Below are 17501 nucleotides of genomic sequence, written 5' to 3' on the forward strand. Positions count from 1 at the left end.
AGGGGACAGACCCCGGACGGGGTCTGTCCCCGGTAACCCAGTCGATCACCGAACATAGTCCGCCAACTGTGTTCGGTGGCGGACTAAGGCACCGGGGACGGACCCCATCCGGGGGCTCGGCGCCCCCGTCCGTCCCCTCTGTTAAACTAAGTTCATGTTCCGCCACCTCCGCCAGGACATTCGCAGCATCATCGAGCGCGATCCCGCCGCCCGCAACGGCTGGGAGGTGCTGACCTGCTACCCCGGCCTGCAGGCCATCGTCATGCACCGCGCGGCGCACTGGTGCTGGACGCACGGCCTGAAGTGGCTGGGCCGCTTTCTCTCCTACCTCACGCGCTGGCTCACCGCCATCGAAATCCACCCTGGCGCCGTCATCGGGCGGCGCGTCTTCATCGACCACGGCTTCGGCGTGGTGATCGGTGAAACGGCCGTGGTGGGCGACGACTGCACCATCTACCAGGGCGTGACCCTCGGCGGCACCTCCCTGCACAGCGGAACGAAGCGCCACCCGACGCTGGAGCGCGGCGTGATCGTGGGCGCGGGCGCCAAGATCCTGGGCGCCTTCACGGTGGGCGAGTACGCAAAGGTCGGCTCGAACGCGGTCGTGGTCAAGCCCGTGCCTGCGGGCGCCACCGCAGTGGGCAACCCCGCCCACATCGTGCGGAAGGACCAGCAGGCCGGCACGGCCTCGCGCCTCTTTGCCGCCTACGGCGTCACCACCACGGGCGACGATCCGCTCTCGAAAGCCCTGCACAGCCTCATCGCCCATGCCGAGGCGCAGGAGCAGCAGATAGAACGCATTACGGCCGCGCTGAAGGCGGCGGGCCTGCCTTGCCAGGACTTGCAGCCTTGCGCTAAAGTCGATACGGCCGAATTGAACAAGCTGGTCGAATAAAGGACACACCATGAGCGACGACATCCTGGATCCGGTCGAGATCCGCGTGCTGGCCGTGCTGGCCGAGAAAGAAGCGCTCACGCCGGACAACTACCCCCTGTCCCTGAACGCGCTCACCAACGGCTGCAACCAGCTCTCCAGCCGCGACCCGGTGATGCAGCTCTCCGAAGAAACCGTGGCGGACACGCTGGAGCGCCTGGCGGCCCGCAAGCTGGTGAGCGCCATCACCCAGGCGGGCGCCCGCGTCACAAAATACGAACACCGCATGCGCATCAAGTGGACGCTGGAGCAGGACAAACTGGCCATCCTCACCGTGCTGATGCTGCGCGGCCTGCAGACGGCGGGCGAAATCCGCACCCGCACGGGCAGGCAGCACGAATTCAAGTCGGTGGCCGAGGTGGAAGCGGGCCTGCAATTCCTGATCGATAAATATCCGCCCCTGGTGGCGAAGCTGGCGCTGGCGCCCGGCACCAAGGAGCCGCGCTACGGCCATCTGCTGGGCGGGGAAGAGGTGCTGGCGCGCGAGGAGGCCGGCTACGCCAGCGCCGCGCCTTCCGCCTCACGCGGCGACCGGGTGAGCCAGCTGGAACAGGAAGTGCAGCAATTGCGCGAAGAAGTGGCGGCGCTCTCCGCCCAGTTCGAGCAGTTCAGGCGGCAATTCGAATAGTGTCTTTCGCCCCGCTGCTGGCCAGGCGCTGAAGCCGGGCCAGTCCCGTCTTCAGGTCGAAGTCCAGCCCTGCCAGCAGGGAGCTCACCAGGTCGAGCGCCAGCTTGAGGGCCACATTGGCCACCTCGCCGCAGCGGAAGGGCAGGATCAGCCGGTAGCGGTGCTCCGTACGGGGCACGCGGCCCACGAAACCCACCATCACTTCATCCCCCGTCAGGCGGTGCAGCTCGATCGCCACGCTCTGGATCAGGCGCGCCAGGCGCAGGTCCACCGAGCGCTCGTCCGCATCGTCCCCGATCACGCCGATCAGGCTGCGTCCCCGCCGCAGGCCGGGCAGGGTGCGTGCGAGGCCCGCGCTCAGGGTCTGGAGATCGTCTTCGGTATAGGGATGGCCCAGGTCCAGGATGCTCAGCAGGCACGGTTCGCTGCAGTAGCGGTTGGGGCCGGACAGGTAGCGCTGGTCGATGAGGTTCATGGCATGCATTCAGACAGTAGCGCGCCGGCGGGAAGCCGGCGCATCTGATTGCATTATGCAAAGTTTTTGCTCAGCCGGGCATCGGTGCCCGGCGGGTGCTGCTGTAAGACAATGCTTACAAAACCTGCAAGTCTCAGCCTTCTTCGCGCCAGCGGCGCAGCCACACGGCGCCGGCAATCATGGCCACGCCAGCCGCCGCGCCGATCCAGGCGTCGGCCGACAGGGCGGTTTGCCAGGACTGGGCATAGAAGGCGTTGAACATTGCTACCGGGCCTTCGTGGCGGCCCACCATGCCAGCCTGCTGCATGGCTTCGCGGGCCGACTCGCTGGCGGCGAACCAGGTGCCGGGCATGGTGCTGGTCAGCAGGCGGAACACCACGTGCTGGGCGAACCATTTGATGTCCACGCCCAGGCTGAAGACCTTTTCGGCCCAGCCCAGCAAGGCAGTCGCCAGCAGCGGCGCGCCCACGGCCCACAGGAAGACCTTGGAACGGGCCCAGCTCGACACCAGCAGCAGCCAGCCCACGGTAGGCAGGGCCCACAGCGCATACACAGGCAGCAGGGACAGCATGCGCACCGGGCTCAACCAGAAGGCGGGGCTGGCCAGCAGCGCGCCGATCAGGTTCGCGCCCTTCACCGCCAGGACCACGTAGATCATGAGCAGGATGGCGAGGGAGGTCACGTAGGCCGTGGCCAGCACCACCAGCGGCACCACCACCAGCGCCATGCCGGCCTTCGCCAGCACCGTGTTCAGGTCCGACACGGGCAGGGACTTCCAGAACAGCAGGCTGCGGTCCTTGCGCTCGTCGTACAGGGCGCCCAGGGCGTAGAAGAAGACGAAGAAGGCCATGCTGATATAGAGCGGCGCGGCGATCATGGGGAAGCCCGCGGCCGATACGTCCACCATCTGGCGGCTTTGCGCATCGGCGATGGTCACGGTCGTGGAGCTGAATTCACCGTCCGGGCCAGAAAGGTGCAGGCCCACGTCGTGGCCCTTGAGCATCATCGCCAGGCTGAAGACCACCATGGCGGCGCCGATGGCGAGCGGGGCCCACAGCAGCATGCCCTTGTGCTCCCAGAATTCGCGCTTGATCAGCCATTGCATCGTTTTCATTCGTAAGTTCCTTTCATGCTGGCGACGAACAGGTCCGCCACGCTTGGCGTGCGCAGTTCGCCCAGGGATTCGAGCTGCTGGCGGGAGACCCCGTCGAACAGCATCACCGGCTTGCCGAACACCGTGCGCTGGGCCATCGGCTGCAGGGCGTTGGCGGCGGCGGCCGCGTGCGGGTGCACCATCACTTCCGTATAGCGCTCGCCGATTTCATCCATCGACGCGGCCAGCGCGATTTTGCCGTCGCGAATGAAGAGCAGGTCCGTCAGGATATGCTCCACTTCCTCAATCTGGTGGGTGGTGATGACGATGGTCTTGTGCTCGTCGAAGTAGTCCTCCAGCAGGTTCTGGTAGAACTGCTTGCGGTAGAGGATATCCAGGCCGAGGGTTGGTTCGTCCAGCACCAGCAGCTTGGCGTCGATGGCCATGACGAGGGCCAGGTGCAGCTGCACGATCATGCCCTTGGACATGGACTTCACCTTCATGTCCGGCGAGAGCTTGGTGTGCTCGATATAGCGCCTGGCCTTCTCGCGGTCGAAACGCGGGTGCACGCCTGCCACGAAATCGATGGCGTCCTTCACCTTCAGCCAGCGGGGCAGGATGGCCACGTCGGCGATGAAGCAGACGTCGCGCATCAGCTCATCGCGCTGCTTGCGCGGGTCCATGCCCAGCACATTCAGCTCGCCTTCGAACTGGGTCAGGCCCAGGATGGCTTTCAGCGTCGTGGTCTTGCCGGAGCCGTTGGGGCCGATCAGGCCCACGATGCGGCCTGGCTGCACGTCGAAGCTGGCGTGATCGAGGGCGGTCTGCTTGCCATAGCGCTTGGTCAGGCCTTTGGCGGAGATCAGGGCGTTCATGCCGTGCCTCCCTTTTGTTCGGCCTGCATCAGCTGCTCCAGGCTCAGGCCCAGGCGGCGGATGCGCTCCATCATGGCGGGCCATTCCTCGCGCAGGAAGCGTTCGCGTTCGGATGCCAGCAGTTTGTCCACAGCGCCTTCAGTGACGTACATACCTAATCCCCTTCTTTTTTCTACCAAGGTTTCATCGACCAGTTCCTGATAAGCCTTCGAAACGGTGATTGGATTGAGCTGATAATCGGCGGCGACCTGCCGCACGGAGGGCAGGGCGTCGCCCGGCTTCAGCAAGCCGTCGAGCATCATGCCGATCACCCGCTCCTTGAGCTGGCGGTAAATCGGCGTGTTGTCATTCCACATACGTGGCTCCTCTCCAGTAGTGATGTGATGGACTGGTGTTGTAGTGAACTATAACACTAAAATTGAAAGGCGCAAGAACTTTTTTGCAGAGGCCGTTAGCGGAAGAGTTGCTGCAGGTCGAGGGCGTTGGCGGTGGCCGCGCCTGAGGCGGTATTGTCGAAAATGCACCAGGCGTCTTTTTGCAGGGCCATATAGGCGTGCACCTGTGCCAGCCTCTCCGGGCCGTAGGAGGTGTAGTAGATGCGCGGGCTGCCATGCAGGCGGATGTAGGCGGTTTCCGCCGTGGCCACATACGGCCCCGGTTCGCCTGCCGGGGGATCGGCAATCACCCGCGCCACGCCTGCTTCGCGCAACAGCGTGCTCGCCGCTTCGGTGAACCAGCTGCCGTGCCGCGCCTCGCAGGCGAGAAGGCAGGGAAAGTGCGAGCGCAGGGCGGCGAACAGGTCGCGCGCCGCTCCTGCGTCGAGGTCCAGCCTGGGCGGGAGCTGCACAAGGACGCAGCCCAGTTTCGGTCCAAGTGCCCCGGCCTCTCCGGCGAATTGCGCGAGCAGCGGCTCGATGCCGCGCAGTTTCGCATCATGCGTGATGGTGCGCGGCAGCTTCACGGCGAAGCGGAAGCCGTCCGGCACGCTGGCGGCCCAGCGTTCATACGTCGCTGGCTGGTGCGGGCGGTAGAAGGAGGAGTTTATCTCCACTGCATTGAAGACGCGGGCGTAGCGTTCCAGGTGGCTGCCTTCGCTGTCGAAGCGGGCCGACACATCGCGCGGAATCGTCCATCCCGCGCAGCCGATTCGTGTTCCGTGCATTCTGCGATTCCTTTATGATGCGGCAAACTCTACGGCAAGCGCCGCTTCGCCGTCGCCCAATTCACGGAAGCCGCCATGAACACCTTGATAGCCCGCTGCCTCGCCATCGCCATCTTCGCCATCCTCGCAGGCTGCGCCAGCTTCGGCGGCCCGCGCGACGTGGACATACCGCTGGAACGCCTGCAGCGCAGCCTCGATCGGCACTTCCCGGTGCAGCAGCGCGTGCTGGCCGTGTTCGATGTGCAGCTCTCCCAGCCGCGTATCGGCATCGAGAACATGAACGACCGCGTGCAGCTCGCGGCCCGCATGGACGTGACGCCGATCCTGGGGCGCCAGTCGTGGCAGGGGAATATCGCCCTGTCCGGCCGCCTGGTGGTGGACAATGCCCGCAACGCCGTCTTCCTGCATGACGCCCGCATCGACAACTTCACGCTGAACGACATGGATGCGCGCAACCGCGTGCAGCTGTCGGCCATCCAGGGCATCCTTGCCGACACGCTGGTGCGCGATGTGCCGCTCTATAACTTCCGTCCGGATGAACTGCGCTACATGGGAACACAATACTTGCCGACCTCGATCCGCACCACGCCGCAAGGCTTGCTGATTCACCTGGAGCCAGAGCGGCGCTGACACGTTGTGCCACGGCGGCGCTGCCCCTACAATGTGGGCTTCCGAACCGTGGAGAAAAGCATGCCCTTTCTAGGTATTGGCCTGCACATTCTGGTGGCGATCTTCTTCGCCATCCACGCCGTGCGCAGCCGCCAGCAGATGTACTGGCTCCTGATCCTGTTCTCCTTCCCTCTGCTGGGAAGCGTGGTCTACTTCTTTGCCGTCTTCCTGCCGAATTCGCGCCTGGAGCACGGCGCGCGCAAGGCCGTCGCCAGCGCGGCCAAGGCGCTCGACCCGACGCGCGAGCTGCGTGCCGCGCGCGAAGCCTTCGACTTCACACCCACCGCGCAGAACCAGATGCGCCTGGCCGCCGCGCTGCTCGAAGCGGGGCAGGCGCAGGAAGCGTCGAACGTCTACGAGGCCTGCCTGCAAGGCGCTTTCGCCAACGATCTCGATATTCGCCTGGGCGCCGCGCGCGCCAAGCTGGCGAGCGGGCAGGGCGCGGATGCCATCGCCCATCTCGATTTCATCCGCCGCAGCGACCGCAACTTCCGCCCTGAACAGGCCAGCGTGCTGCTGGCCCAGGCCTATGCCGCAGCGGGACGCAATGAAGAAGCGCGCGGTGAATTCGAATCGGCGGTGGAGCGCTTCGGCAGTTTCGAGGCGCGTGCGGAATACGCCATCTGGGCCGCGAACATGGGCGAGCGGCAGCTCGCGGACCGCCTGCGGAACGAATTGCAGTCCACCATGAACCACTGGAACAAGCATACACACAGCATGAACCTGCCGCTGGTGCGCCGACTGGAAGCAGCCTTCGCGAAACTCTGAGCGGCAGTCAGGCCAGCAGCTGCCGGTAGGCCTCAAGCCTTTCCTTCAAGCCCACCACGCCGCCGTTGATGCGGCGTGTGATCTCCGCAAAGTCTTCCACGTCGTCGTCCCCGGTTTCATCGTCGGCCAGCGCGTTCAGGCCACGGCAATCCCAGAACCACGCGGCGGACAGGGCGGCCGCTTCGCGCGACACCAGCAGCTCCGGCTGCGCCAGCAGATCCAGGCCCAAGGCGTCGCCAGCCTGGGCGTAATTGCTGCGGCCAGTGAGCTGGATCAGTCCCCGGCCGCGAAAGCGGTAGCCGTCGCCTGAGGCCGCGTCGCCGTTCCCCATGCGGTTCGCGTAGACGCAGTTGGCGAGCCGCTCGGCATCGCCGACGAAGGGCTGTGCGGTGGCTATGTCCGGAAAGCGCTTGGGCCAGATGGTCATCAGCCGTGCGGGTGTGCGATAGACGAGGTTCTCTTCCAGCCGCCGGAAGCCGCCGGACTCGTGCCCTGTTTGCGCGAGAAATGCTGCAACGCGCCGGGGAGTATTGATGCGGTAGCGTTCGAGCGCCGGCTGCAGCGCCAGCGCCCAATCCTCGGCATCGGGGCAGGCGGGAAATGCGTGCCTTAACTGGTCTGCAGTCAGCATGATGACCTCCGCAGCAAGCGCTCTATAGCTCAGCCTATGCCGCGGCAGCGCGAATTCAAGTAAGCTGATTCCTATTCTGTATAGGAGCGCTGCATGAGCCTGTCACGCCACCTTCTTGCCGAGGCCTACAACAATGCCTGGAGTAATCACCGCCTGCTGCGGGCCTGTTCGCAGCTGAGCCAGGACGACTTCGAGGCGCCGCGCACCGGTTTCTTTCCCAGCATCAAAGCGACCCTGAACCATATCCTCACGGTGGACTGGTTCTACATCGATGCCTTCGAGCGCGACTGGCGGGGCGAACCGCCGCACGCGGACCATGGAGTTTTCTTCCGCCCGCACGAACCGATGGCGAGCTGCGCCGAGCTGTGGCAGGCGCAAGCCGCATCCGACCGCAAGCTCATTACCTACTGCGCCGGGCTCAGCGATGATGTTCTGGAGCACGTGATGAGCGTCGGCCGCGATGGCCCGCCCCAGCGCGACACGCGGTGCCGCCTGCTGGCCCACGTCTTCCAGCACCAGATCCACCACCGCGGGCAGGTCCACAACATGCTCTCCGGCACGAACGTGCCGCCGCCCCAGCTCGACGAGTTCTACGCCCAGGGCGAAGCGCCCCTGCGCGCCCAGGACTTCGCCGAGCTCGGCTGGACAGAAGACATGATCTGGCGCTGACAGCGGCTCAGCCGATGGTGGCGCCGGTGAGGTCGTGGCGGGTGATGGCGCCGGCGTCGTCGATGGCGATCCAGCCGCCGCGCGGGGGAACTGCGTCCGGCTCCCAGTCGGGGAGGACGTAGCGGCGCTTGCCGTCCACCTCATGCAGGGCGGGGCGGTGGGTGTGGCCGTGGATCATGACCGTGGCGCCGGTCTGCGCGAAGACGTCCGCAATGGCCTGCGGCGTCACGTCCATGATTTCGTAGGATTTTTCGGTGTGCGCCTGCTTGCTGTTCTCGCGCAGGCCCGCAATGATCTGCTTGCGCTGCGCCAGCGGCATCGACAGGAACTGCTGCTGCCACGCGGGCTGGCGTACCTGCGCGCGGAAGGCCATGTATTTCACGTCGTCCGTGCATTGCGCGTCCCCGTGCAGCAGCACGATGCGCTGGCCTGCGGCTTCGATCACCCAGGTCTCGGGGAGCAGCGTGAGGCCTGCCGCGGCGGCAAATTCGGAACCCACCAGGAAGTCGCGGTTGCCCGCGATCCAGAACAGCTCCACGCCTGCATCGCTTACGCGGCGCAAGGCGGCAATCATCTGCTGGTGGAAGGGGGCGGAGATATCGTCGTCGCCCGCCCAGTACTCGAACAGGTCGCCGAGCAGATAGAGCTGCTTCGCAGCCAGCGCCTGTTCGTCCAGGAAGCGCAGGAAGGCTTCCGTGATCGCCGGGCGCTCCGGCTGCAAATGCAGGTCTGAGATGAAGAGGATCACAAACGCTTAAGCGGCTTCGATCTTCTCGATGATGATGTCTTCCGCCGGCACGTCGGCGAACATGCCGCTGCGGGTGGTCTTCACTTTCTTGATTTCGTCCACGACTTCGGTGCCTTCGGTGACTTTGCCGAACACCGCGTAGCCCCAGCCGTCCTGGCCCGGGTAGTCGAGGAAGGAGTTGTTCTTCACGTTGATGAAGAACTGGGCCGATGCCGAGTGCGGCGCCGAGGTGCGGGCCATGGCCAGGGTGTAGGGCTCGTTTTTCAGGCCGTTCTTCGCTTCGTTTTCCACGGTCTGGTCGGTGGGCTTCTGCTTCATACCCGGCTCGAAACCGCCGCCCTGGATCATGAAGCCGTCGATCACGCGGTGGAAGATGGTGTTGTCGTAGTGGCCGGCCTTCACGTAGTGCAGGAAGTTCTCGACGGTCTTTGGCGCCTTTTCCGCGTCCAGTTCGGCAACGATCTTGCCCTTGTTGGTAGTGATGGTGATAGTGGTCATGGTGAATCCTGTGCGGTTGATGAGAACAGGGCCGCGATATTACAGCAGCCGATGACAAAACGCTATTTTACTGTTTCGGCTCGATCTTCGTCTTCAGCACCGTAACGGACGTGATCGTGATGGGAATGACGGGAATATTGGCGAACATGGGCTTGTCGTCCACCAGCACGCCCTTGATCTTGTCCACCACTTCCTGGCCCTGGATCACCTTGCCGAACACGGTGTAGCCCACGCCGTCCGGCATGGGGTAGTTCAGGCCTTCGTTATTGGCCACGTTGATGAAGAACTGCGAAGTGGCCGAATCCGGATTGTCGGTGCGCGCCATGGCCACCGTGTACGGCTCGTTGCGCAGGCCGTTCTGCGACTCGCTCTTGACGGGCGGGCGGGTGGGCTTGCCCTTCAGGTCCTTGGTGTAGCCCCCGGTCTGGATCATGAAGCCGTCGATCACGCGGTGGAAGATGGTGCCCTTATAAAAGCCGCTTTTGACGTAGGCGAGGAAGTTGGCGACCGTTTTCGGCGCCTTCTCGTCGTCCAGCTCAAGAATAATCTCGCCTTCGGTGGTCTTGATGGACACCTGGGGCATATTCGCCGCCAGCGCCGCGCCGCTCAGAAGCATTGCGCCCAGAAAGGTCAAGCTTTTTTTAATCATATTCTCCGCTTTCCATAAAGTGTCCGCGCCATTTTATCAATGCTATACTTGGCAACGACGTTCCATTCTATCAAAGAAGAACTCCACCAAAGGGGCTGTCACTCCCAAGGCAAACAGCAGCAGCGCAGGCGCGGCACTTCCGAGTGCAAGGCGCCCGGCGGCCGTTTTGTGCCGGGAGGCTGGGGAAGGTTTCACAACACGAGTCCGATGAGTAATTTAAAGATTTACAACACGCTAGCACGCGACAAGCAGACCTTTACGCCGATGGAAGCGGGCAAAGTCCGCATGTACGTCTGCGGCATGACGATCTACGATTACTGCCACATCGGCCACGCCCGCATGATGATGGCCTTCGACGTCATCTACCGCTGGCTGACGGCGTCGGGCTACCAGGTGCAGTACGTGCGCAACATCACGGACATCGAAGACAAGATCATCAAACGCGCCGTGGAAAACGGCGAAACCATCCGCTCGCTCACCACGCGCTTCGCCCAATATATGGACGAAGACATCGGCGCGCTGGGCATCCTGCCGCCCACGGACGTGCCGCGCGCCACCGAATACGTGCCGCAGATGCTGTCCCTGATCGAGCAGCTGGAAGCGAAAGGCCTGGCCTACAAGGCCGACGACGGCGACGTTAACTACGCCGTGCGCAACTTCCCCGGCTACGGCAAGCTCTCGCGCCGTTCGCTGGACGACCTGCGCGCGGGCGAGCGCGTGGACGTCAACACCGGCAAGCGCGATCCGCTGGACTTCGTGCTGTGGAAGGCATCGAAGGAATCCGAGCCGGATGAGGCGAAATGGGATTCGAAATGGGGCTCGGGCCGTCCCGGCTGGCATATCGAGTGCTCCGCCATGTCCTGCGCGCTGCTGGGCGAGCAGTTCGATATTCACGGCGGCGGCCAGGACCTGGAGTTCCCGCACCACGAAAACGAGATCGCCCAGTCGGAAGGCGCCTTCGGCCATCCCATGGTGAACTACTGGGTGCACAACGGCTTCGTGCGCGTCGATAACGAGAAGATGTCCAAATCCCTCGGCAATTTCTTCACCATCCGCGACGTGCTGAAAAAGTACGATGCCGAAGTGCTGCGCTTCTTCATCCTGCGCGCCCACTACCGCAGCCCGCTGAATTATTCCGACGCCCACCTGGACGACGCGCGCGGCGCGCTGACCCGCCTCTACACGGCGCTGGACGGCGTGGCGGGCGACGGCAAGGACCTGGACTGGAACGAAGCCCACGCCAAACGCTTCGCCGAAGCGATGGACGACGACTTCAACACCCCCATCGCCCTGGCCGTGCTGTTCGACCTGGCGACGGAAGTCAACAAGACCAAGGCGCCCGAACTGGCGCGCCAGCTCAAGCGCCTGGCAGCCGTTATCGGCCTGCTCGAACGCGAGCCGCAGGCCTTCCTGCAGGCGGCCGTGGGCGAGGCCATGAGCGAGGACGCAATCGTTGCCGCGATTGCGGACCGCGCCGCCGCCAAGAAGGCGCGCGACTTCGCCAAGTCCGACAAGATCCGCGCCGACCTGCTGGCGGCGGGCATCGTCCTCGAAGACAAGCCTGACGGCACCACCAACTGGCGCCGCGCATAATGGTCCAATCCAGGGATAACACGGGCGAAACCCGTACGGTGGCCGTTCCGCCGTATTGGGAAGAGGCGAAACAGGAGCTCATGAAGCGCGACCGCATCATGAGCAAGCTGATTCCCAAGTTCGGCGACCTGCACCTGATAGGCCACGACGACCCGTTCACCACCCTGGCGCGCTCCATCGTCAACCAGCAGGTCACGCCCAAGGCCGCGAACGCGGCCTGGCAAAAGCTGCTCGAATGCTGTCCCAAGATCACGCCGGCCGCCGTGCAGAAGGCGGGGGCGGGGGAGCTGGCCGCCTGCGGCCTGTCCAAGCGCAAGACCGAATACATTCTCGACCTGGCCGACAACTTCAAGGCCAAAAAGGTCCACGTCGCCCAATGGCACAATATGGACGACGAAACGGTGATTGCGGAACTTGTGCAGATCCGCGGGATCACACGGTGGACGGCCGAAATGTTCCTGATCTTTAACCTGCTGCGGCCCAATGTGCTGCCGCTGGACGACCCGCGCCTGATCGCGGGCATCAGCCACAACTATTTCTCCGGCGAACCCGTTTCGCGCAGCGATGCGCGGGAAGTGTCGGCCAACTGGGAGCCATACCGGACAGTTGCAACATGGTATTTATGGCGTAGCCTGGACCCGGTTCCGGTAGAATAGCGAAAATTCGACCTTCGGCAGCCCAGCCATAAGCTGGCGGACCGAGGCGTCTCATACTCGGAGGTACAATGACCAAAACCACATTCCTCAATTTTGAACAGCCAATCGCAGAGCTGGATTCCAAGATTGAAGAGCTGCGCTTCGTGCAGGACGATTCCGCCGTCGACATCTCGGAAGAGATCGACCGCCTGGCCAAGAAGAGCCAGCAGCTGACCAAAGACATCTACGCCAAACTGACTCCCTGGCAAGTTGCCCAGATCGCCCGCCACCCGCAGCGTCCATACACCATGGACTATGTGAACGAAATCTTCACCGACTTCCACGAACTGCACGGCGACCGCACCTATGCGGACGACCAGTCCATCGTGGGCGGCCTGGCCCGCTTCAACGGCCAGCCCTGCATGGTCATCGGCCACCAGAAAGGCCGCGACACGAAAGAGCGCGCCATGCGCAACTTCGGCATGCCCAAGCCCGAAGGCTACCGCAAGGCCATGCGCCTGATGAAGCTGGCTGAAAAATTCAATCTGCCCATCTTCACCTTCGTGGACACCCCCGGCGCCTTCCCCGGCATCGATGCCGAAGAGCGCGGCCAGTCCGAAGCCATCGGCCACAACCTGTACGTGATGGCCGAGCTGAAAGTGCCCCTGATCGCCACCATCATCGGCGAAGGAGGCTCCGGCGGCGCGCTGGCGATTGCCGTGGGCGACGCCGTGCTGATGCTGCAATACGCCACCTATTCCGTGATTTCGCCCGAAGGCTGCGCCTCCATCCTGTGGAAGACCGCCGAGCGCGCGGCCGACGCGGCCGAGGCCCTGGGCCTGACGGCGCACCGCCTCAAGGCCATCGGCCTGATCGACAAGATCGTCAACGAGCCCCTGGGCGGCGCCCACCGCGACCCGAAAGAGATGGCCAAGCTGCTCAAGCGCGCGCTGGCCGACAGCCTGCGCCAGTTCCAGGGCATGAAGACCAAGGACCTGCTCGAAGCCCGCCACGAAAAGCTCATGGGCTACGGCAAATTCAAGGAAACCACCCCGCAGGAGTAATCCCGGGCAATATTTCTTAAATGGGGACAGACCCCTTTAAGAAATTCCAAGCTGATGAAGCATCCTTCGCTCCCTGACCTGCTGGCCCAGTCGCTCGCCGCGCTGCCAGCAGGCGCAGCGGAGCAGGGCATCGCCGTCGCCTACAGCGGCGGCCTCGATTCCTCCGTTCTGCTGCACCTGCTGCACATCGGCGGCGCCGCCAAACTTTACGCCTTCCACATCCACCACGGCCTGAGCCCTAATGCGGACGCCTGGGAAGCCCATTGCGCCGCCGAGTGCGCGCGCCTCGGCATCGCCTTCGCCGCGCGGCGCGTCGAGCTCAACGCCGACGGCTCGGGCACCGAAGCCTCCGCCCGCAAGGCCCGCTACGCCGCATTGGGCCAGCTCTGCCGCGAGCATGGCGTCAAGCTGCTGCTGACCGCCCACCATCTGGACGACCAGGCCGAAACCGTGCTACTGCAACTGCTGCGCGGGGCCGGTCCCGCCGGCCTCTCCGGCATGGACGCCTTCAACACCGCGCCCGAGCTGCTGCAGAACGAAGACCTGCTGCTGGCCCGCCCCCTGCTGCAGGCCGCGCGCGCCCAGCTGGAAGGCTTCGTGAAGGAGCAGGGCATCGGCCACATCGAGGACGAATCCAACGCCGACCCGCGCTACGCGCGCAACGCCCTGCGCCACGGTGTGATGCCGCTGCTGGCCCAATCCTTCCCCGGTTTCCAGGAACGCTTCGCGCGCAGTGCACGGCACGCGCAATCGGCCCAGCGCCTGCTCACCGACCTCGCGGCCGAGGACCTGCGCAAGGTCCTCGCCGAAGGCAGCATCGATCTGGCAGCCCTGGCGGCTGTCAGCGAAGACCGCCGCGCCAACCTCCTGCGCCACTGGTTTGCCGAGCGCCAGATCCGCATTCCCTCCGCCGCCTGGCTGGCCGAGATGATGGGGCAGGCCCTGACCGCCCGCGACGACGCCAACCTGCGCGTCACCCATCCCGACTGCGAAGTGCGGCGGCACCGCGGCCGCCTGCACCTGGTGCCGAAGCAGCGCACGCTGGCAGGCACGCGCGAGGACCAGTTCGACGACAAGCCCGGCCAGCACTTCCGCTGGTCCGGCGAGCCCTCGATCGCCTTCCCGGCCTACGGCGGCACGCTCCATTTCGAGCGAGCGGAGGAGGGCCTGGACGCCGGCTGGCTGCGCGACCAGCTCCTCACCATCGAATTCCGGCGCGGCGGCGAACGCCTCAAACCGGCCGCCAACCGGCCCACCCGCAACCTCAAGCACCACTACCAGTCGCTCGGTGTCCCGGCCTGGGAGCGCGAGCGTTCGCCCGTCGTCAGCATTCCGGGACAGCTCCTCTTCGCCGCGGGCATCGGCATGGATTGCCATAAATTGACCATAGGTCCCGGCGATCGTATCGTTTTTCGGTGGTCTGCCGAATAAAGCTCAGCTACCCCTGCAATTTGGCATGTAGATATGCCAAAGCTGTATATAGTTGTAACTTTTTCGACTTGTCCTTTTGCACTGCACCATGTAGAGTTAGTGGTTCTGTTTACCCTCAACCGAATTCAAGTTATGGCTTTAATCGTTCACAAATACGGCGGGACGTCGATGGGATCGACGGAACGCATCAAGAACGTCGCGCGCCGTGTCGCCAAGTGGCACGATGCGGGACACCAGGTGGTGGTGGTGCCGTCCGCCATGTCCGGCGAGACCAACCGTCTGATTGCGCTGGCCAAGGAAGTGCAGAACCCGCCCGACCCGCGCGAGCTGGACATGATTGCCTCTACTGGCGAGCAGGTGTCCGTGGGCCTGCTGTCGATGGCGCTGCAGGCGATCGGCAAACAGGCCGTGTCGTATGCGGGCTGGCAGGTAGGCATCAAGACCGACTCCGCCTTCACCAAGGCGCGCATCCAGTCGATTGACGACGCGCGCGTGCGCAAGGACCTGGACGACGGCAAGATCGTGGTCATCACCGGTTTCCAGGGCGTGGACGAGAACGACAACATTGCCACCCTGGGCCGCGGCGGCTCCGACACCTCGGCCGTGGCCATTGCCGCCGCCCTGAAAGCGGACGAATGCCTGATCTACACCGACGTGGACGGCGTCTACACCACCGACCCGCGCGTGGTTTCCGAAGCGCGCCGGCTGAAGGCGATCACGTTCGAAGAGATGCTGGAACTGGCCTCGCTCGGTTCCAAAGTGCTGCAGACCCGCTCCGTGGAATTTGCCGGCAACTACCGCGTCCCGACCCGCGTGCTGTCCTCGCTGACCGATCCGTTGATGGATCTGGCCGAGGAAGCCAGCTCGGGCACCCTGATTTCGTTTGAGGAAGACACCAATATGGAACAAGCAGTTATCTCCGGCATCGCCTTCAACCGTGACGAAGCCAAAATCTCCGTGATGGGCGTGCCGGACCGTCCGGGCGTGGCCTACCACATCCTGGGCCCGGTGGCCGATGCCAACATCGAAGTGGACATGATCATCCAGAACCAGAGCGTGGATGGCAAGACCGACTTCACCTTCACCGTTTCGCGCAACGACTACAACAAGGCGATTGAAGCGCTGAACGCGCAGAAGGAAGCGATCGGCTTCTCCAGCCTGATCGGCGACGCCAAGGTGTCGAAGATTTCGGTGGTGGGTGTGGGCATGCGTTCGCACGTGGGCGTGGCGTCGAAGATGTTCCAGACGCTGGCCGACGAGACCATCAACATCATGATGATATCGACCAGCGAGATCAAGATTTCCGTGCTGATTGACGAGAAATACATGGAACTGGCGGTGCGTGCGCTGCACAAAGCGTTCGAGTTGGAAAAAGAATAAATATTTCGGAAAAAACTGCCGATTGCCTTGACCAAAGTGGTTGGGGCCATTACTATGGCGGTCGTCCTGAACTGGCACAGCAATGTGGAAGAGAAGGGCGATAGTTGAGAGATCAGCTAGGAGACGTGGCCGAGTGGCCGAAGGCACTTCCCTGCTAAGGAAGCATACGGGCAAAACCTGTATCGTGGGTTCGAATCCCACCGTCTCCGCCAGGAACAAATAAAAAAGCCTCCCCTGCGGGAGGCTTTTTTATTTGTTCCGGACGGAGCCGGTGGGATTCGAAGACCGGGCCCTACCGGGCCCGGGCTCTCCGAATCGCCAGTTTGCTGCCGCTGCGCGGCAGCCCCGCGCGCCGAGGGCGCGCGACGCATGCACCGTCTAGAGCTGAGGCCGGCAGGGCGCGCTTCAATCCCCATCAACTCGGAATTGCATCGCAAGAAACGGGTTGGGCGGCTGTACCTGCGCCTATACGATTGCTCCAGTTTTTTCTGGAGGAGTTGTGATGCGATACCCAACCGTTTCAATACCGGCGCTGCGCGTTGTCCTGGCAGCGGGCCTGGCCTTGCCATGCATGCCGTGCCTGGCCGCCGGGTGGCAGCTGCACGGTCACCTGGGTGTCAGCCTGTCTTCGATTGGAGGCGCCGCCTCGATGGGCGACGACATGTTCGATGCCTCCGCACTCCGGCTCACGCTGGACGAAGCCTTGGCGGGAGGCGTCCGCTTGATCGCCAGGATGTCCGTTCAGGCCGATGTTTCGGACGGGGCGGCAGGGTTCACGGGCCTCGACCAGAGCATACTGGGCTTGCAATGGGAGCGCGGCGTGACCATAACCGTCGGGCGGCAGTACAGCAGCGCCATCGACAGCATTGCCGATTTCCTCGACGTGTTCGAAGTGGGCGGCTCGAGCGTACATGTCCTGCCACTGGCCCTCTTGGCCACTAACCGTTTCGACGGTTTCGCGGGCAAACAGAATGGCTCAGTGAAACTGCGCTGGCAGGCTACGCCCGAGTGGCATGTTAGCGTGAGCGCGGCCGACGCCAGCCACGGCGCGGGGCGCAGCGAGAGTGCTGCCGTGCAGTACCGCGCCGGCGCCTGTGCGGGGGCCGCGCTGACGCTGCGCAATCGAGGACCGTCGGGCGCGGGCAGGCAGGATGTCGCCGGCGCCGGCGGCCATTGCAAGCTGGGCGCCGTCCAGCTTTACGCCGCGCTGTACCGTATGCGCCTGGCACAGCCGGACGCAGGATGGCGGGAACGGCACGACATGGCGCATGCCGGTTTGCGGCTGCCTCTGGACGCGTCGAGCACCCTGGCCGCGGGGTATTACCTCGACCGCGGGGCGGAACTGAATGGGGTGGCCGGTCGCGCCGGGGCCAAGCAAACCTTCGCCGCCACGCTGACCCACAATCTCGGCCTGCGCGCCCGCCTCTATGTGGCGGCCTTTAGCAACGGCTACACCGGCGGTTACCGCGACGAAATCTGGAATATCCGCTTCCTGGGGCGGCTGGCCGGCGCCGCTCGCGTGCGCGGCGTGGCGCTGGGCGGCGGCCTGGACTTCTGAGTCCACCCGCACCTGCTTGCAATCCCGCCACATTTGTCACT

At 64.1% G+C, this 17501-nt stretch carries 20 protein-coding genes and 1 tRNA gene; 12 read left to right on the forward strand and 9 right to left on the reverse strand.

Translation table 11 applies throughout. The features are described from left to right. Positions 1-154 precede the first annotated feature (154 nt). Together cysE and LSQ66_RS06605 are read left to right on the forward strand one after the other, a co-directional pair. Complete coding sequence (cysE, locus tag LSQ66_RS06600; protein WP_231768994.1) at positions 155-895, forward strand: serine O-acetyltransferase; 741 nt, start codon at positions 155-157, stop codon at positions 893-895. Positions 896-905: 10 nt separating this feature from the next. Then, the gene (locus LSQ66_RS06605; RefSeq protein WP_231768995.1) at positions 906-1562 is read left to right on the forward strand and encodes a YceH family protein; all 657 of its coding nucleotides are present in this window, start codon (positions 906-908) and stop codon (positions 1560-1562) included. Here the strand turns inward: LSQ66_RS06605 and LSQ66_RS06610 are convergent. The 5 genes from LSQ66_RS06610 to LSQ66_RS06630 all read right to left on the reverse strand — a co-directional run bounded on the left by LSQ66_RS06610 (position 1543) and on the right by LSQ66_RS06630 (position 5167). After that, positions 1543-2037: a cyanophycin synthetase family protein gene (locus LSQ66_RS06610; protein WP_231768996.1), complete on the reverse strand. Its 495-nt coding sequence runs from the start codon at positions 2035-2037 to the stop codon at positions 1543-1545. The genes LSQ66_RS06605 and LSQ66_RS06610 overlap by 20 nt on opposite strands. A gap of 133 nt (positions 2038-2170) precedes the next feature. Further along, complete coding sequence (locus LSQ66_RS06615; protein ID WP_231768997.1) at positions 2171-3151, reverse strand: hypothetical protein; 981 nt, start codon at positions 3149-3151, stop codon at positions 2171-2173. Next, a complete protein-coding gene (locus LSQ66_RS06620; RefSeq protein ID WP_231768998.1) occupies positions 3148-4005 on the reverse strand; it encodes an ABC transporter ATP-binding protein in 858 nt (285 codons plus the stop codon). Before LSQ66_RS06620 ends, LSQ66_RS06615 begins: the two co-directional genes overlap by 4 nt. After that, entirely contained in the window at positions 4002-4361 is a 360-nt protein-coding gene (locus tag LSQ66_RS06625; RefSeq protein ID WP_231768999.1) for a GntR family transcriptional regulator, read from the reverse strand. Before LSQ66_RS06625 ends, LSQ66_RS06620 begins: the two co-directional genes overlap by 4 nt. Before the next feature lie 95 nt (positions 4362-4456). After that, complete coding sequence (locus LSQ66_RS06630) at positions 4457-5167, reverse strand: DUF72 domain-containing protein (protein WP_231769000.1); 711 nt, start codon at positions 5165-5167, stop codon at positions 4457-4459. A 75-nt stretch (positions 5168-5242) separates the two neighbouring features. Here LSQ66_RS06630 and LSQ66_RS06635 point away from each other — a divergent pair, with 75 nt between their 5' ends. Then, on the forward strand, positions 5243-5797 hold the full coding sequence (locus LSQ66_RS06635; RefSeq protein WP_231769001.1) for a DUF1439 domain-containing protein: 555 nt from the start codon (positions 5243-5245) through the stop codon (positions 5795-5797). A 60-nt stretch (positions 5798-5857) separates the two neighbouring features. Next, on the forward strand, positions 5858-6604 hold the full coding sequence (locus LSQ66_RS06640) for a tetratricopeptide repeat protein (RefSeq protein WP_231769002.1): 747 nt from the start codon (positions 5858-5860) through the stop codon (positions 6602-6604). 7 nt (positions 6605-6611) lie between these two features. Here LSQ66_RS06640 and LSQ66_RS06645 read toward each other — a convergent pair whose 3' ends face one another. Next, on the reverse strand, positions 6612-7235 hold the full coding sequence (locus LSQ66_RS06645) for a glycoside hydrolase family 19 protein (RefSeq protein WP_231769003.1): 624 nt from the start codon (positions 7233-7235) through the stop codon (positions 6612-6614). 93 nt (positions 7236-7328) lie between these two features. Here LSQ66_RS06645 and LSQ66_RS06650 point away from each other — a divergent pair, with 93 nt between their 5' ends. Then, positions 7329-7904: a DinB family protein gene (locus tag LSQ66_RS06650; protein ID WP_231769004.1), complete on the forward strand. Its 576-nt coding sequence runs from the start codon at positions 7329-7331 to the stop codon at positions 7902-7904. Between the two features lie 7 nt (positions 7905-7911). Here LSQ66_RS06650 and LSQ66_RS06655 read toward each other — a convergent pair whose 3' ends face one another. The 3 genes from LSQ66_RS06655 to LSQ66_RS06665 all read right to left on the reverse strand — a co-directional run bounded on the left by LSQ66_RS06655 (position 7912) and on the right by LSQ66_RS06665 (position 9799). Further along, positions 7912-8652: a UDP-2,3-diacylglucosamine diphosphatase gene (locus tag LSQ66_RS06655; RefSeq protein ID WP_231769005.1), complete on the reverse strand. Its 741-nt coding sequence runs from the start codon at positions 8650-8652 to the stop codon at positions 7912-7914. 6 nt (positions 8653-8658) lie between these two features. Beyond that, entirely contained in the window at positions 8659-9150 is a 492-nt protein-coding gene (locus tag LSQ66_RS06660; protein ID WP_231769006.1) for a peptidylprolyl isomerase, read from the reverse strand. 67 nt (positions 9151-9217) lie between these two features. Beyond that, positions 9218-9799 carry a peptidylprolyl isomerase gene (locus LSQ66_RS06665; protein WP_231769007.1) on the reverse strand — a complete coding sequence of 194 codons (582 nt, stop codon included), beginning with the start codon at positions 9797-9799 and terminating at the stop codon, positions 9218-9220. A gap of 207 nt (positions 9800-10006) precedes the next feature. Here LSQ66_RS06665 and cysS point away from each other — a divergent pair, with 207 nt between their 5' ends. The 7 genes from cysS to LSQ66_RS06700 all read left to right on the forward strand — a co-directional run bounded on the left by cysS (position 10007) and on the right by LSQ66_RS06700 (position 17460). Then, positions 10007-11392, forward strand: coding sequence for a cysteine--tRNA ligase (gene cysS / locus LSQ66_RS06670; protein WP_231769008.1), 1386 nt, complete (start codon positions 10007-10009; stop codon positions 11390-11392). After that, complete coding sequence (locus tag LSQ66_RS06675; RefSeq protein ID WP_231769009.1) at positions 11392-12048, forward strand: DNA-3-methyladenine glycosylase family protein; 657 nt, start codon at positions 11392-11394, stop codon at positions 12046-12048. The genes cysS and LSQ66_RS06675 overlap by 1 nt, the downstream gene beginning before the upstream one ends. Positions 12049-12116: 68 nt before the next feature. Then, positions 12117-13091, forward strand: coding sequence for an acetyl-CoA carboxylase carboxyltransferase subunit alpha (locus LSQ66_RS06680; RefSeq protein WP_231769010.1), 975 nt, complete (start codon positions 12117-12119; stop codon positions 13089-13091). A gap of 54 nt (positions 13092-13145) precedes the next feature. Further along, positions 13146-14522: a tRNA lysidine(34) synthetase TilS gene (gene tilS / locus LSQ66_RS06685; protein WP_231769011.1), complete on the forward strand. Its 1377-nt coding sequence runs from the start codon at positions 13146-13148 to the stop codon at positions 14520-14522. A 132-nt stretch (positions 14523-14654) separates the two neighbouring features. Beyond that, entirely contained in the window at positions 14655-15902 is a 1248-nt protein-coding gene (locus LSQ66_RS06690; protein ID WP_231769012.1) for an aspartate kinase, read from the forward strand. A gap of 119 nt (positions 15903-16021) precedes the next feature. Continuing rightward, positions 16022-16114 (forward strand) — tRNA-Ser (locus LSQ66_RS06695). 290 nt (positions 16115-16404) lie between these two features. Next, positions 16405-17460 (forward strand): porin, encoded by a 1056-nt coding sequence (locus LSQ66_RS06700; protein WP_231769013.1) that lies wholly within the window; start codon positions 16405-16407, stop codon positions 17458-17460. Positions 17461-17501 lie beyond the last annotated feature (41 nt).

This window comes from Massilia endophytica (assembly GCF_021165955.1).
Taxonomy (GTDB): Bacteria; Pseudomonadota; Gammaproteobacteria; order Burkholderiales; family Burkholderiaceae_D; genus Rugamonas; species Rugamonas endophytica.